14 protein-coding genes are annotated in these 15,345 nt (G+C 65.6%); 6 read left to right on the top strand and 8 right to left on the bottom strand.

Going from position 1 to position 15,345, the window contains the following annotated elements:
• Window positions 1-15: 15 nt before the first annotated feature.
• The 6 genes from metK to hisS all read right to left on the bottom strand — a co-directional run bounded on the left by metK (window position 16) and on the right by hisS (window position 7,041).
• On the bottom strand, window positions 16-1,239 hold the full coding sequence (metK, locus tag ACQKOE_RS06475; RefSeq protein WP_427512052.1) for a methionine adenosyltransferase: 1,224 nt from the start codon (window positions 1,237-1,239) through the stop codon (window positions 16-18).
• 37 nt (window positions 1,240-1,276) lie between these two features.
• On the bottom strand, window positions 1,277-2,842 hold the full coding sequence (gene lnt / locus ACQKOE_RS06470; RefSeq protein WP_427512479.1) for an apolipoprotein N-acyltransferase: 1,566 nt from the start codon (window positions 2,840-2,842) through the stop codon (window positions 1,277-1,279).
• Between the two features lie 11 nt (window positions 2,843-2,853).
• The gene (locus ACQKOE_RS06465) at window positions 2,854-3,591 is read right to left on the bottom strand and encodes a DUF4167 domain-containing protein (RefSeq protein ID WP_427512051.1); all 738 of its coding nucleotides are present in this window, start codon (window positions 3,589-3,591) and stop codon (window positions 2,854-2,856) included.
• Between the two features lie 201 nt (window positions 3,592-3,792).
• Complete coding sequence (gene prmC / locus ACQKOE_RS06460) at window positions 3,793-4,644, bottom strand: peptide chain release factor N(5)-glutamine methyltransferase (protein WP_427512050.1); 852 nt, start codon at window positions 4,642-4,644, stop codon at window positions 3,793-3,795.
• A 94-nt stretch (window positions 4,645-4,738) separates the two neighbouring features.
• Entirely contained in the window at window positions 4,739-5,803 is a 1,065-nt protein-coding gene (gene prfA, locus ACQKOE_RS06455) for a peptide chain release factor 1 (protein WP_427512049.1), read from the bottom strand.
• Window positions 5,800-7,041 carry a histidine--tRNA ligase gene (gene hisS / locus ACQKOE_RS06450; protein WP_427512048.1) on the bottom strand — a complete coding sequence of 414 codons (1,242 nt, stop codon included), beginning with the start codon at window positions 7,039-7,041 and terminating at the stop codon, window positions 5,800-5,802. The genes prfA and hisS overlap by 4 nt, the downstream gene beginning before the upstream one ends.
• Window positions 7,042-7,130: 89 nt before the next feature.
• Here hisS and ACQKOE_RS06445 point away from each other — a divergent pair, with 89 nt between their 5' ends.
• From ACQKOE_RS06445 to ppa, 3 genes are all read left to right on the top strand, one after another.
• Complete coding sequence (locus tag ACQKOE_RS06445) at window positions 7,131-9,083, top strand: M61 family metallopeptidase (protein ID WP_427512047.1); 1,953 nt, start codon at window positions 7,131-7,133, stop codon at window positions 9,081-9,083.
• A gap of 4 nt (window positions 9,084-9,087) precedes the next feature.
• A complete protein-coding gene (locus ACQKOE_RS06440) occupies window positions 9,088-9,744 on the top strand; it encodes a DUF1345 domain-containing protein (RefSeq protein WP_427512046.1) in 657 nt (218 codons plus the stop codon).
• Window positions 9,745-9,811: 67 nt separating this feature from the next.
• Window positions 9,812-10,351 (top strand): inorganic diphosphatase, encoded by a 540-nt coding sequence (ppa, locus tag ACQKOE_RS06435; protein WP_374589459.1) that lies wholly within the window; start codon window positions 9,812-9,814, stop codon window positions 10,349-10,351.
• 48 nt (window positions 10,352-10,399) lie between these two features.
• Here the strand turns inward: ppa and ACQKOE_RS06430 are convergent, their stop codons facing one another.
• On the bottom strand, window positions 10,400-11,746 hold the full coding sequence (locus ACQKOE_RS06430) for a TldD/PmbA family protein (protein ID WP_427512045.1): 1,347 nt from the start codon (window positions 11,744-11,746) through the stop codon (window positions 10,400-10,402).
• 58 nt (window positions 11,747-11,804) lie between these two features.
• Window positions 11,805-12,113, bottom strand: a complete 309-nt coding sequence (locus ACQKOE_RS06425; protein ID WP_427512044.1) for a hypothetical protein — start codon at window positions 12,111-12,113, stop codon at window positions 11,805-11,807.
• A gap of 232 nt (window positions 12,114-12,345) precedes the next feature.
• Between ACQKOE_RS06425 and lptB the strand changes: the two genes are divergently transcribed.
• From lptB to ACQKOE_RS06410, 3 genes are all read left to right on the top strand, one after another.
• Entirely contained in the window at window positions 12,346-13,125 is a 780-nt protein-coding gene (gene lptB / locus ACQKOE_RS06420; protein ID WP_427512043.1) for an LPS export ABC transporter ATP-binding protein, read from the top strand.
• Window positions 13,126-13,136: 11 nt separating this feature from the next.
• Complete coding sequence (rpoN, locus tag ACQKOE_RS06415; protein WP_427512042.1) at window positions 13,137-14,618, top strand: RNA polymerase factor sigma-54; 1,482 nt, start codon at window positions 13,137-13,139, stop codon at window positions 14,616-14,618.
• 134 nt (window positions 14,619-14,752) lie between these two features.
• A complete protein-coding gene (locus tag ACQKOE_RS06410) occupies window positions 14,753-15,325 on the top strand; it encodes a hypothetical protein (RefSeq protein WP_374589464.1) in 573 nt (190 codons plus the stop codon).
• The last annotated feature ends 20 nt before the right edge of the window (window positions 15,326-15,345 follow it).

Genomic DNA, 15,345 nt, shown 5'->3' with positions numbered 1-15,345 from the left:
AGGTAGTAGCTTCGTTCAGCCCAGCGCGGCCTTGAGGTCGTCGACCAGGTCCAGCCGCTCCCACGGGAACAGGTCCCCTTCCGGCTTGCGCCCGAAGTGGCCATAGGCCGCGGTCTTGCGATAGATCGGCTTGTTCAGGCCCAGGTGCGTGCGGATCGCGCGCGGGGTCAGGCCGCCCAGCTTGGGCAGGGAAAGCAGCGCCTGTTCGATCTTGTCTTCCGCCACTGTGCCCGTGTCATGCGTATCGACATAGAGCGAGAGCGGTTCGGACACGCCGATGGCATAGGCGATCTGGATGGTGCAGCGCGTCGCCAGACCTGCGGCGACCACGTTCTTGGCCAGATAGCGCGTGATATAGGCGGCCGAGCGGTCGACCTTGGTCGGGTCCTTGCCGCTGAAGGCGCCGCCGCCATGGGGGGCCGCGCCGCCATAGGTGTCAACGATGATCTTGCGCCCGGTCAGGCCCGAATCCCCGTCCGGACCGCCAATTTCAAAGGCACCCGTCGGGTTGATGTAATACTTGGTGTCGCGCAGCAGCACCGGCGGGATCACTTCCGAAACCACCCGCTTCACATAGCTTTCCAGCTCGGCATATTTGGCCGGATCGGCATGCTCGCCGGTCAGGCAATAGCCCTGCTTGTGCTGGGTGGAGACGACCACAGCCGTCGCGGCCACTGGCAGGCTGCCTTCATAGCGCAAGGTGACCTGGCTCTTGGCGTCGGGCTCCAGGAAGGGGGCCGCACCGGAATGACGGTCTGCCGCCATGCGTTCCAGGATCTTGTGGCTGTAATAGAGCGTGGCGGGCATCAGATCGGGCGTTTCATCGGTCGCATAGCCGAACATGATGCCCTGGTCGCCCGCGCCTTCGTCCTTGTTGTCCCCGGCATCGACGCCCTGGGCAATTTCCGCCGACTGGCCGTGCAGACGGTTGATGAATTCCAGCTTCTCCCAGTGGAAGCCGTCCTGTTCGTAGCCGATTTCACGGACCGTGCGGCGCACGACCTGCTCAATCTCTTCCTTCGCGCCCGGCGCCCACTCACCATTTTCGAACACGCCCTTGCAGCGGATTTCACCGGCCAGCACGACCAGCTGCGTCGTGGTCAGCGTTTCGCAGGCGACGCGGGCTTCGGGGTCCTTGGCCAGGAACAGATCGACGATAGCGTCTGAAATCTGGTCGGAAACCTTGTCCGGGTGCCCTTCGGAGACGCTTTCGGAAGTGAACAGGTAATCGGTGCGCATGGAGACCCCATATAAAGGAAGCTTTATGTCACCTTCTCTAGCCGCGCTGGCGGCGGCGCGCAATAACACTTAGCCCAAGAAGAATTATCGCCCACCCAAGCGATAGCGCGTTCCCTGCACGGGCAAACCAGGTGGGGGCTGCGGCAGGGGGCACCAGCCCGTCGCGACGCTGGGCCGTGCGCAGCGGGATCGATTCGCGAATAACCCCATCGGCATCGACCACGGCACTGATCCCGGTGGTGGTGGAGCGCAGGACCGGAAGCCCTTCCTCGATCGCGCGCAGCCGCGCCTGGGCGAGGTGCTGCGGCGGTCCCCAGTCCCCGTACCAGCCATCGTTGGACGGGTTGAAGATGAAGTCCGGGCGGTGGCCGGGCTGGGTTACCTTGCCCGGAAAGATGATTTCATAGCACAGCTGCATCCCGATCCGCCCCCAGGCGCCCAGCTCGATGGTGCGCGGTCCGGGACCCGGCCAGAATTCGATGTCACCCGGCACCAGCCGGTCAATGCCGAGCGGCACCAGCAGCCATTTCAGCGGGACATATTCGCCGTATGGCACCAGATGCGCCTTGTCATAGGTGGCGCGGATCTGGCCCTGTCCGTCAATCGCGGTGATCCCGGCGCGGGCACCCGCCACGCGGCCGTTTTCGAGTTCCAGGCGGTCATTCCCGGTAATCAGCAAGCTGCCCGGTCCGATCAACCGCCCGATCCGCTCGCGCGCTAGCAAGGGATCGCCGGCATAGGTGGTCGAGGCATACCAGCCAGCGGGATAGCCGGGCTGGAGATAGTCCGGCAGGGCCGATTCCGGCCACAGCACGATCCGCGTCTGGCCGGGCTGCCGTGCCTGGCTCAGCCGCATCGCGCGCTGGAAGGTCGCTTCGAAACGGGACGGATCGTGCAGGTCTTCCTGCCGCGCGTCGGGCTGGACCAGCGTGTAAGGCAGCGTCCCTTCGCGCCGTTCGGGCGCGGTCGGGATCAGGAACAGGGCCAGCGGAGCGAGGACCAGCACCGCGCCGCGCCAGTCCGCCCTGCGGCGATGCAGCGCAACCATCCAGGCGGCGGCGAGAAGCATGACCAGCCCGGACAGGCCATAGGTTCCCAGCCCCTTCGCCAGATAGGCAAGGCGCGGGTCAGCCTCCGAAACCAGGGTCATCGCGCCGAGCGGGTTCCATGGAAAGCCGGTGAAGACCCAGCCGCGCAGCCACTCGCCCAGGGTCCAGCACCCGGCCATGGCCAGAGCCAGGGCATAGCGGTTGCCGCGCGCGATCCACCAGGCGGCCAGCATGGCAAGGCCCGGCCAGACAGCAAGGTAAAGCGAAAGACCGGTCACCGCAGTCCAGCCCATCCAGGCGGGCATGGCAGCCTGATAGCCAAAGGCGGTGACGATCCAGTTCAGTCCGACGATGAAATGGGCCGCGCCGAACAGCCAGCCAAGCAGGAACGCCTCGCGCGCTTCGCCCGTCCGGCCGATCAGTTCCAGCTGGAGAGCCAGTGCAGCCAGCGCCAGGGGCCACAGCCCGAGCGGTTCAAATCCCATGGCGGCCACGGCGCCCAGCGCCATGGCCAGCTTGCGCGGATGGGCCAGAAGCCGCCGCACCGCGTGCATCACCTGAAAGATCAGCTCACCGATTCGAGCGCTTCACCGGCATCGCCGGCAGAAGGCTTGCGGCGCGGGGCACGCTTGCGCGGCTTGGGCGCTTCGGCCTCAGCACCAGCATCGCTGTCGCTTGCAACCGAGATTGCAGGCGGGAGCGAAGCCGGATCAAGACCTGCCGGTTCATCGCTCTCGCCGCCGCGTTCTTCGCGGCGCGGGCGGCGATCATCGCGTTCGCGGCGCGGACGCAGACCGCCACGCGGACGGTTTTCACGGACGAAGGGGTTCTCGGCCGGTTCGAACGGGTTGCTCTCGCTGCCCTCTTCGCCTTGCGCTTCGTCGCTCCGCTCGGATGCCTCCTCACGCTCTTCGCGGCGGGGGCGCTCTTCACGCGGGGGGCGGCTGAAGCTGGGCTGTTCGAAAGTGGGGAAATCGCCCGCGCCAGCGAAATCGCCCGAATCGTCGCCTTCGCTGCCATCGTCCTGCCAGCGCTCACCCTGCGGGCGGCTGCGCTGCTCTTCCTGGCGCTGGCGCTGATCGGCGATGACGCGGAAATAGTGATCGGCGAACTGCAGGTAGTATTCTGCCTGGACCCGGTCGCCGTTCAAGTGGGCATCCTGCGCCAGCTTGCGGTATTTCTCCAGCAGTTGCGGGGCATTGCCGCGCGCCCGGCTGTCGATCCGGTTGAGTTGCTGACCGCCGCCACCGTTCTGGCGATTACCGCGGCCGCGCCGACGGTTATTCCCACGAGTATTGTTCAAGGGGTACGTTTCCCTAATGCGCGGCCCGCCTGGCTTCGCCGGACTGTGCGGCCGCATGACGCTATACCCGGGCACCTCATGGCAATCCGGGTTCCGACATCTGCAAGCGGGAAGGCCGTGGCCGTGGCCCGAAACGCAAATGTTGGAAACAGCCGGCGGGACACGACAACAAGGCGGTCCAGCGCTGGCCTTGTCCCTGACTTAGGCGCTCCCATTCCCCTTGCCAAGGGGAATCTGCAATTCCAGCACGCGCGGCCTGCCGCCAAGGTCATGGTGAAGCCGCGATTCAAATCCGGCCTGCCCGGCAATCGCCGCCACGGCCGGGGCCTGGGTGTGGCCAATTTCAACCAGGGCCGCGCCGCCCGGGGTAAGCAGCTGCGGCAATTGCGGGATCAGCACCCGATAGGCGTCCAGCCCTTCCTCCCCAGCAAACAAGGCACCTGCCGGTTCATGCGCGCGGACCGACGGGTCCAGTTCCGCCGCCTCCTCCACATAGGGCGGATTGGCGAGAACAAGATCGAACTGGCCCAGCGCCAGTGCCCAGTCCGCCTGGTCCCAATCGGCCAGACGCATCTCGGCCCGGTGGCCCAGCCCCAAGTTCTCCGCGTTGCCCCGCGCCACGGCCAAGGCCTCCGCGCTGCGGTCGATCCCGATTCCCTCGGCAGCAGGCAAGTGTGACAGCACCGCCAGCAGCAGCGCGCCCGAACCGGTTCCGCAGTCCAGCACCCGCCGCGCATCAGGCCGCGCCGCCAGCGCCGCTTCGACCAGCACCTCGCTATCCCCTCGCGGAATCAGCACGGCGGGGGAAACGGCAAAGGTCAGGCCGAAAAAGTCCTGGCTGCCGACAATATAGGCGACCGGTTCATGCGCCGCCCGCCGCTCTACCAATGCGGCAAAGCTATCGGGCACCGGATCGCGCATGTGGCGTAGCAGCAGGTCAGAGCGGGTCACGCCAAAAGCATGGGCCATCAGCACTTCTGCATCGAGCCGCGCGGTATCGCTGGTCGCCGCCAGCCGCTCCGCCGCTGCGCGGATAGCTTCCCCCGCAGTCATGGACGGGCCTTCGACAAGCTCAGGCGGAGCGGGAATGAACCCGCGCCGCAACGACCCCGCTCAGGCTGAGCCTGTCGAAGCCGGGCAATCGCACTCACTCGCCCAGGGCGGCCAGGCGCTTGGCCTGGTCCTCGGCGATCAGCGCGTCGATCAGTTCGCCCAGGCCCGGACCTTCCAGGATTTCCGGCAGGCGGTGCAGGGTCAGGTTGATGCGGTGGTCGGTCACGCGCCCTTGCGGGAAGTTGTAGGTGCGGATGCGTTCGGACCGGTCGCCCGAGCCGACCATGGCCTTGCGCGCTGCCGCTTCCTCGCCTTGCGCTGCTTCGCGCTGGGCTTCGAACAGGCGAGCGCGCAGCACCTGCATCGCCTTTTCCTTGTTCTTGTGCTGGCTGCGGCCATCCTGGCAGGTGACAACCGTGCCGGTGGGCAAGTGAGTGATCCGCACCGCCGAATCGGTGGTGTTGACGTGCTGGCCGCCCGCGCCGCTGGCGCGATAGACGTCGATCTTGAGGTCCTTGTCCTCGATCGAAACGTCCACTTCGTCAGGTTCCGGCAGGACCGCTACTGTCGCGGCGCTGGTGTGGATGCGCCCGCCGCTTTCGGTAACCGGCACACGCTGGACCCGGTGGACGCCGCTTTCGAACTTCAGCTTGGCGAACACGCCATTGCCGTTGATCTGCGCGACCACTTCCTTGAAGCCGCCGATGTCGCTGGCATTGGCGCTGACCACTTCGATCCGCCAGCCTTGCTCAGCCGCATAGCGTTCGTACATCCGCAGCAGGTCCGCCGCGAACAGGGCGGCCTCGTCCCCGCCCGTCCCGGCGCGGATTTCCAGCATCGCAGAGCGCGAATCCGCCGCATCGCGCGGCAGCATGGCAATGGCCAGCCGGTGTTCAGCCTCGGGCAGTTCCGTTTTCAGCCGGGAGATTTCCTCCTCGGCCAGTTCGCGCATTTCGGGATCGTCTAGCTCGGCCAGGCTGGCCAGCTCGCCGCGCATGGCAGCCACTTCGCCAGCGACCCGCGCCACCGGCTCCAGCTCGGCAAAGTCACGGCTGGCGGCGACGAAGTCCTTCCCCTCCAGCGTACCCGAAGCCAGCCGCGCCTCCAGTTCGGAAAAGCGCGCTGCGATCTGGGCAAGACGGGCGTCAGAGACGCTCACGCTTCGAGCGATTCCAGCAAGGCCGATACGCGCACGGCATCCTGCGAATAGCCCGACGAACGGGTATTGCAGACCACCTTGCCATCGCGGCAGGTCACGCCGACCAGGATGTTCGCGCCAGCCTTCGAAGCCTTGTCAAACCGCTTGCGCGGGGAGCCCGATGCAATCATGTCCGCCGACATTCCGGCGCTGCGCAGCGCCTTGAGCGCCTTGGTCCCAAAGGCGATCGCAGCATCGTCCTCAATCGCCAGCATCACGTCCAGCGCATCGACCTTCACCGCGCCCGCATCGGCAACCAGCATCGCCAGCCGCTCGATCCCGGCCGCCCAGCCCACAGCGGGAGTGTGCGGCCCGCCCAGGCTTTCCATGAGGCCGTCATAGCGCCCGCCGCCCAGCACAGTGCCTTGCGCGCCCAGCCGGTCGGTGACGAATTCAAAGGCGGTGTGGCGGTAATAGTCCAGCCCGCGCACCAGCGCCGGGGCGCGAGTCCAGGCGACGCCTGCCGCGTCGAGGCCAGCGGTGACGCGCGCGAAGAAGTCCTGCGCCTCGTCCGAGAGGAAATCGTCGATCTTCGGCGCAGCCTCGGTAAAGACCTTGTCGCGCGAGTCCTTGCTGTCGAGGATGCGCAGCGGATTGCGCTCCAGCCGGTCCTGCGAATCTTCCGAAAGCTCATCCTTCACGGCCCGGAAATAGTCGATCAGGGCAAGGCGCCAGGCTTCGCGGCTGGGCGCATCGCCCAGGGTGTTGAGCATCAGGGTCACGCCATCGGCAATGCCCAGTTCCTTCAGCAGCTGGTCGGCCATGACCAGCAGTTCGACATCGGCCTGCGGCTCGCCCGCGCCCAGGATTTCGGCGTCCAGCTGGTGGAACTGGCGATAGCGGCCCTTTTGCGGGCGCTCGTACCGGAACAGCGGGCCGTGGGTGCCGACTTTGAGCGGCGCGTGCTGCTGCCAGCCGTTGGACAGGAAGGCGCGGCAGATGCCCGCCGTGAATTCCGGGCGCAGGGTCAGCGATTCGCCGCCGCGGTCCTCGAAGGAGTACATTTCCTTGGACACGACGTCGGTCGTCTCGCCAATCGAGCGGCTGAACACTTCGGTCTTTTCAAAGACCGGCATTTCCACGCGGCGGAACCGGTACAGCTTGCGCACCCGTTCGAACGTTTCGACGACATGCGCAAAGGCCTCGGCTTCGGGGCCGAAGATGTCCTGGGTTCCGCGGATGGCTTGTGGCGTGCTCATGGCGCTCGCCCCTACCGCGTTAGCTCTCCGTCGAAAAGGGGCAGGCGAAACTTGCACCCCCGCCAGCTTGCCGTCACAACCTTGATCCTATGAAAAAGATGACAGGGACTGCTCTCGCCGTGCTGGCGCTCGCTCTTGGCGCGCCGGCTTTCTCCTCCACCCTTTCGACGCCCGCCGCCGTGCCGCTTTCGCAGAACGTGCCGGACGCCGTGGATGCGCCCTATCCGGGCGGAACCATGCGGCTGGATATCGATGCGACCGACGTGACGCGCGGGGTTTACCGCGTCACGCAGACGATCCCGGTCGTGCCGGGCAAGGGCAAGCTGACCGTGCTGATGCCGCAGTGGCTGCCCGGCAACCACAGCCCGCGCGGACCGCTGGCCGAACTGGTCGACCTTGAATTCTTTGCCGATGGCCAGAAGCTGAGCTGGAAGCGCGATCCGGTCGAAGTCTTTGCCTTCCACGTCGACGTGCCGCAGGGTGCGAAGGAAGTGGTAGCCAAGTTCATCCACACCAGCCCGCTGCAAAGCGCCGAAGGGCGCATCACCATGACCCAGGAAATGCTCAACCTGCAGTGGGAGAAGATGAGCCTCTATCCAGCGGGCCACTATGTCCGCCAGATCAAGGTCGTCCCCAGCGTGATGATCCCCGAAGGCTGGACCGCCGCTGCCGCGCTGAACGGCGTGCAGCAGCAGGGCAACAAGCTGACCTGGGGCGAGACAAGCTATGAGGTGCTGGTCGATTCGCCGATCTTCGCGGGCAAGTACTTCCGCAAATGGGATCTGGGCCAGAACGTCACGCTGAACGTCGTGGCCGACAAGCCGGAACAGCTGAATGCCAAGCCGGAACAGGTCGAACTGCACCGCAACCTCGTCACCGAAGCGCGGCTCGCCTTTGGCGCGAACCATTTCGACCGTTATGAATTCCTCCTCGCCCTGACCGACCGGATGGGCGGCATCGGCCTGGAACATCACCGCTCCAGCGAAAACCAGCTGGAACCGGGGGCCTTCCTGGAGTGGGACAAGTACGAGTTCGACCGCAACCTGCTGCCGCACGAATATGCGCATTCGTGGTCCGGCAAGTATCGCCGTCCGGCGCGGCTGTGGACGCCGGACTACCGCCAGCCGATGCAGGATGACTTGCTGTGGACCTATGAGGGGCAGGACCAGTTCTGGGGCACGGTCCTGGCGGCGCGTTCCGGGCTTCAGGGCAAGGACCAGGTGCTGGGCATGCTGGCCAGTTGGGCGGGCAACTTTGCCACCCAGCCGGGACGCCGCTGGCGCTCGGTTGAGGACACCGGCCACGATCCGATCTTTGCCAATCGCAAGCCCAAGCCCTTTGCATCGCTCGCCCGGAACGAGGACTATTACACCGAAGGCGCGTTGATCTGGCTGGAGATCGACCAGATCCTGCGCGAAAAGACCGGCGGCAAGCGCAGCATCGACGATTTCGCCAAGGCGTTCTTTGGCATGAACGATGGCGACTATGGCCAGCTGACCTTCGAGGTGGACGAGATCATCACCAAGCTGAACGCGCTTGCGCCGTATGACTGGGCCGGGTTCATCAACACCCGGATCAACACGCCGGGCCAGCCCGCGCCGCTGGGCGGGGTTGAGAAGGGCGGCTATCGCCTGACCTGGAAGGAAGAACCCAACCCTTACGACAAGGCCCGCTTTGCCGACGCCAAGGTCCTGAACCTGACCTATTCCATCGGGATCGTGGTGGACAAGGACGGCAAGGTCACGTCGACCCAGTGGGACAGCCCGGCCTTCAACGCCGGTCTGGTTTCAGGAGCGAAAGTGCTGGCGGTCAACGGCAACACCTATGAAGCCGATGCGCTGAAGGAAGCGGTCACTGCGGCCAAGACCGGCGGCCCGCTGGAACTGCTGGTCCAGCGCGGCACCCGGTTCCAGACGATCTCGATCGATTACAAGGATGGCCTGCGCTACCCCTGGCTGGAACGCGCGGCACCGGGCAAGGCCCCGACCGGGCTTGACCTGCTGCTGATGCCCAAGCGCCCGGGTGCCAAGAGGAGCAAGTAAGACCATGGCGCGGGCGGGGGAAACGATCGGAAACCGGATCGCCCCGCCCCGCTTTGTCCTGTTCGGCACTCTGCTGATCGGCGGCTTCGTGCTGTGGCGCGCGGCTTATCCCGCGGCGAGTTGGCAGGACGCCTTGATCATCGCTTTCGATCTGGCCGCCGCGCTGTTCCTGCTCTCGCTCGCGCCCCTGATGAAGGGGTTCGCCGTGACGGACATGCGCCGCCATGCGGATGAGAACGACGCAAACCGCACGCTGATCCTGCTGGTCGCAACGATCTTGGCGGCAGTCGTCATGGCCGCGATTTCAGGAGAACTGTGGGCGGCGCGGGCGGGTAATCCGCACGCCATGGCCCTGCTGATGGCAACGCTGGCCCTGGCCTGGCTCTTCGCCAATGCGGTCTATGCCTTGCACTATGCCCACCTCTATTATTGCGGCTGCGACGAGGGGCGCAGCCATCATGGCGGGATCGAATTTCCGGGAGCGGGCGCGCCGGACTATCGCGACTTCGCCTATTTCGCCTTTACCCTGGGCATGACCTTCCAGACTTCCGACGTGCCGATCACTTCGCCGCGCATCCGGCACCTGGCACTGGTTCACAGCCTGGGGGCATTTGCCTTCAACATCGGCGTCATCGCTTTCGTCATCAACGCACTGGGCTGATTTATTCGCCAATCGACCTTGGTCGCTGTTGCGGTGCAACAATGTGGCGGCTATTGGCGCGCCCACTATGCGTATCGAAAAAATCCCCGTGGGCGACAATCCGCCCGAGAGCCTTAACGTCATCATCGAAGTGCCGGTCGGCGGCGAACCCGTTAAGTACGAGTTCGACAAGGAATCGGGCGCGCTGTTCGTGGACCGCATCCTCCACACGCCGATGCGCTATCCGGCCAACTATGGCTTTATCCCGCACACCCTGTCGGACGATGGCGATCCGCTGGACGCGCTGGTCATTGCCCGCTCGCCCTTCGTCCCGGGCTGCGTCGTCCGCGTTCGCCCGATTGGCGTGCTGAACCTGGAAGACGAGCACGGCGGCGATGAAAAGCTGATCTGCGTGCCGGTCGATTCGACCTTCCCGTACTATTCCGACGTGGGCGAGCGCAAAGACCTGCCCTCGATCGTGCTGCAGCAGATCGAGCACTTCTTCACCCACTACAAGGACCTGGAAGCTGAAAAGTGGGTCCGCATCGGCAAGTGGGGCGACGCCCAGGAAGCGCGCCAGATCGTGCTGGACTGCATCGAGCGTTACAAGAAGTCGCTCGAAGCCTGAACCCTGTTACCCCCTCCCTGCGGCGGGAGGGGGCACTTCCCCCTTCGGTCAGTCTCCGGCCACCGTCATGCCGTCGACCCGGATGGTCGGCACGTTGAGCGAGCGGTGCCATTCCAGATCGTTGGCGACCGACAGCTGCCGGAACATGTCGAGCAGGTTCCCGGCCACAGTGAATTCGGCCACTGGCCCCGCAATCTCACCTTTCACGATCCTGAAGCCGGAAGCGCCGCGGCTGTAGTCGCCGGTCACGCCGTTGACGCCGTGCCCGATCAATTCGTTCACGAAGACGCCTTCCTCGATATCCGCGATCAGTTCAGCAAGGCTCACCTCGCCAGCCGCGAGATGGACGTTGCTGGTGCCGACACCGGGCGAGCCGCCTGCGCCGCGCACGGCATGACCCGTCGGCGCCGCGCCCAACTGGCGTGCGGCGGCGCTGTCCATCAGCCAGCCGGTCAGGCGGCCATCCTGAACCAGGGCGCGCGGTGCGGTGGCCAGCCCTTCCCCGTCGAAGGGCCGGGATGAAAGCCCGCGCTGGCGCAGCGGATCGTCATGGATGGAGATCGTGGGCGCAAAGATCTGTTCGTCTTCCTTGCCCAGCAGGAAGCTGGCGCGGCGGGCAATCGCATTGCCGCTGATCGCGCCGCACAGGTGCGAGATCAGCGAACCGCCGACGCGCGGATCGAACACCACCGGCATCGGCCCACTCTTCACCCGGCCCGGATTCATCCGGCGGACCGCGCGCTGCCCGGCCAAGCGGCCCAGCTCTTCCAAGGCGGGCAGGTCTTCCAGATGGTGCGCGATGCGCCAGGCATAGTCGCGCTGCATGTTGCCGCCCTCGCCCGCAATCGCCGTGGCGCTGACCCCGTGCATGGTGCCGCCAAACGAACCGGCAAAGCCATGGCTGGTGACTAGCGCGAAATTGCGCGCCGAGAGGCTGGCATGGCCGCCTTCGGAATTGGTCACGCCGGGGACAGCGCGCGCCGCGTCCTCGATTGCCAGGGCCCGTTCGCGCAGGTCGGTGGGGGAAAGCTCGCGCGGGTCGGCCACGTCCAGTTCGGGGAACGGCCCCTTGAACAGCAGTTCCTGGTCAGCCAACCCGGCATACTGGTCGTCCGGCGCGGCGCGGGCCATGTCGACCGCGCGGGCGGCCAGTTCCTTCAGCGCGGCGTCGGAAAGGTCGCTTGACCCGATCGAGGCTGAGCGGCGCCCGCAGAATACCCGCAGGTCCAGATGCTCCGCTTCGGAACGCTCAACGTCTTCCAGATTGCCTAGCCGCACCGCGACGCTTTCGGAAGAGGAACCGGAATAGACCGCATCGGCAGCGTCGGCTCCGGCGGCTCGCGCGAAGTCGATCAGCGCGGCGGCGCGGTCCTGGGCGGCAGTGGGGCTGAGCATGAGTCAGGCGTCTCCTTTGGCAGAGCCGCCGATCTAGGCATTCGTGGTCAGAAAGCAATCAGCCCAGCAGGCGCGCCATGCCAAAGAACAGGCCCGACACCGCAAAGGGCATGCCCACGGCAATCACCCACAGCCACAGCTGATCCCGGCGGTAATAGGATGCGAACTGCGGATCGGCTGCCTGGGCGTCGCTCAAACGGTTCCAGCGCTTTTCAAACCGGCGGCAGGCCGGAATGATCGCGGCGACCAGGATGATCAGGGCGAAATAGGGCAGCAGGGAACCGCCCTTGCGTTCCAGCATGCTCATGGTCACGAAGATTTGCAGGACCGTGTAGACCAGCAGCGCATAGGCGATGTTGTCGCTCATTCGCTTGCGCCAGTCACCTGGCTTCGCCCGTGTGGACGCCGGTGCAATCCCGCCCCATGCTTTGGCCATGGTCCTGTCCTCTCAATCCCCTCTTGCAACTGAGTAAATCACCGAAGTCCGAAACGATCAAGACCTGTTAAGCATGGGATGCGACAGGCTATGCATGAAACCTGCCAAATTCGACCAACGGCGCTTGCCGAGGCCGGAAAGCGGCCCTACCAACGGTGCCATTATGAGCGAAGTCCAGCACCTCGTCACGCCCAACACCCAGGCGATGCAACCGATCCCCCAGGGCGGCCTGGAAGTGATCTCGATCGCCAAGTCCTATGACAAGCGCGCCGTCCTGACCGACATTTCCCTGTCGGTGGGCAAGGGCGAAGTCCTGGGCCTGCTGGGTCCGAACGGTGCGGGCAAGACCACGTGCTTTTATTCGATCATGGGCCTGGTCAAGCCGGACAGCGGCCGCATCCTGATGGACGGGATCGATGTCACCGCCCTGCCGATGTACCGCCGCGCGATCCTGGGGCTGGGATACCTGCCGCAGGAAACCAGCATCTTTCGCGGCCTGACCGTGGAACAGAACATTTCCGCCGTGCTGGAGCTGGCCGAGCCGGACCCGGCAACCCGCGAGCGTGAATTGCAGCGCCTGCTGGACGAATTCGGCCTTGACCGGCTCCGTTCCAGCCCGGCCATGGCGCTTTCAGGCGGTGAACGCCGCCGCTGCGAAATTGCCCGCGCTCTGGCGGCCAATCCCTCGATCATGCTGCTGGACGAACCCTTTGCCGGGATCGACCCGCTGTCGATCAGCGACATCCGCGATCTGGTGAAAGACCTCAAGCAGCGCGGCATCGGGGTGCTGATCACCGATCACAACGTGCGCGAAACGCTCGACATCGTGGACCGCGCCTGCATCATCTATGGCGGGCAGGTGCTGTTTGCCGGCAGTCCGGAAGAACTGGTCGCGGACGAGAACGTGCGCCGTCTCTATCTTGGCGAAGGCTTTACGCTCTAGGCCGCGCGACCATGGGACTTGGGCCGCGCCTTGATCTTCGGCAAAGCCAGTCGCTGGTGATGACTCCCCATCTCCAGCAGGCGATCAAGCTGCTGGCGCTGTCCAATCTGGAAATCGAAGGCTTCATTGGCGAGGCGCTGGAAGCCAATCCCCTGCTCGATCTGGGCAGCGGCAGCCCCGCGCCTGAAACGGTCGAACTGAAACCCGGCGAACTGCGCCGCACCAGCCTGGAAAGCTCCCCCGCGGACCAGCTGATTGCCGAAGGCCGGGCCGACGACGACCGCCCGCTGGACATCGATCCGGCCGCGCTGGACCGCGACCGCGATACCGGGGACTGGAGCGCCGATGCCGGCTCTGCACCGGGCGAAAGCGGACCGGGAATCGAAGATCGCGGCGAAGGCCCGGAAACGCTGGCCGATCACTTGCATGCGCAGATCGGCGCGGTCACCCGCGATCCCGAACTGGCCTTCATCGCCCACCACATCGCCGGTGAACTGGACGAGGCCGGCTACCTGGTGGCTACCACCGGCGAACTGGCGAACGAACTGGGCGTGGGCGAGGACGAGGTGCAGCAGGCGCTGGCCCTGGTACAGTCGCTGGACCCTACCGGTGTCGGGGCGCGCAATCTGGGCGAATGTCTGGCCCTGCAAGCGCGCGAGGCGGACCGCTATGACCCCTGCATGGCCAAGTTGCTCGACAACCTGGACCTGCTGGCGCGCGGCGAACTGGCGCGGCTGAAGCGGATGTGCGGGGTGGACGACGAAGACTTTGCCGACATGCTGGCTGAACTGCGCGGCTATGACCCCAAGCCGGGCCTGCGCTTTTCCAGCGGCGGCGGGGATCCGGTCACGCCCGACATTCTGGTCAGCCCGCGCAGCGATGGCGGCTGGGACATCAGGCTGAACGAGGCGACACTGCCCCGGCTGGTCATCAACCGCCCCTATTACCTCGAACTGCGCGGATCGTGCGACGACAAGGCGGCGCGCGGCTGGCTGTCGGACAAGCTGGCCGATGCCAACTGGCTGATCAAGGCGCTGGACCAGCGCGCCAAGACAATCCTGAAAGTCGCCGCCGAAGTGGTGAAGCAGCAGGAAGGGTTCTTCCTCCACGGCGTCTCGCACTTGCGCCCGCTGACCCTGCGCGCGGTGGCCGAAGCGATCCAGATGCACGAATCGACCGTCAGCCGCGTGACCAGCAACAAGTACCTGTCCTGTCCGCGCGGAACCTTTGAACTGAAGTACTTCTTCACTTCCGGCGTCGCCTCTGCCGACGGAGAAGGCGCCGTGTCCGCCAATGCCGTGAAGGCCGCGATCAAGATCCTGATCGATGGCGAGGACCCCAAGGCGATCCTGTCTGACGACACGCTGGTCGACCTGCTGAAGGAACGCGGGTTTGACCTGGCCCGTCGCACGGTGGCCAAATACCGTGAGGCCATCGGCCTGGGCTCTTCCGTACAGCGCCGGCGGCAGAAGGCTTTGGCGGCCGTCCGATAAGTCGCTCGAAAAACGCGACGATCAGCACGGGCCATAGCAACCCCGCCAGAAGGTCGGCGTTCACTCCATGCGGGACCAATATTCCGGCACGCCGGCCCCCGTGCGTCGCACGGCGTGTCTCAAAGGAGTCACCCATGTCCAAAAAGATACTGATCCTTCTCAGCGCTGCGGCTCTTCCGCTCAGCGCCTGTTCCTCGATGAACGATGATCGCACTCTGGCCACGGTCGGAACGGGCGCCGCGATTGGTGCTGCTGGCGGTGCCGGCGTTGCCGCGATTGCTGGCGGTGACCTGTTGACCGGCGCAGCAATCGGTGCGGCCGTCGGCGGTCTGGCCGGCGCAGTCTGGGCCGACCGGAACGGCGACGGCCGCGCGGACGGCTATACCTACAACGGCCAGTATTACGAAGGTCAGCCGACCAATGCGCAGATGGCTGCGAACACCACGCGTCGCTGTCCGTCGGTCACCGGCTCTGCCGCAACGGGTGCAGCGGTCGGCGGTGCGGCTGGCCTTGGCGTAGGCGCGGTAACGGGCGCTTCGCTGCTGGAAGGCGCGGTGATCGGGGCCGTGGTCGGCGGTCTGGCCGGTGCAATCTGGGCCGATGCCAACAACGACGGCTGCGTCGACGGCTATTACCGCGACGGGCGTTATTACGAAGGTGCGCCGGTGGTCCAGCCGACGGCCTATCGTTCGGGCGAGCGCGGTTAAGCCTTGTCCGGGGCGTACTT

Origin of the sequence: Novosphingobium sp. NPDC080210 (genome assembly GCF_050281025.1) — a bacterium.
Taxonomy (GTDB): domain Bacteria; phylum Pseudomonadota; class Alphaproteobacteria; order Sphingomonadales; family Sphingomonadaceae; genus Novosphingobium.
The sequence above is the reverse complement of the archived record's forward strand: the minus strand, read 5'-3'. Positions and strand labels throughout refer to the sequence as shown.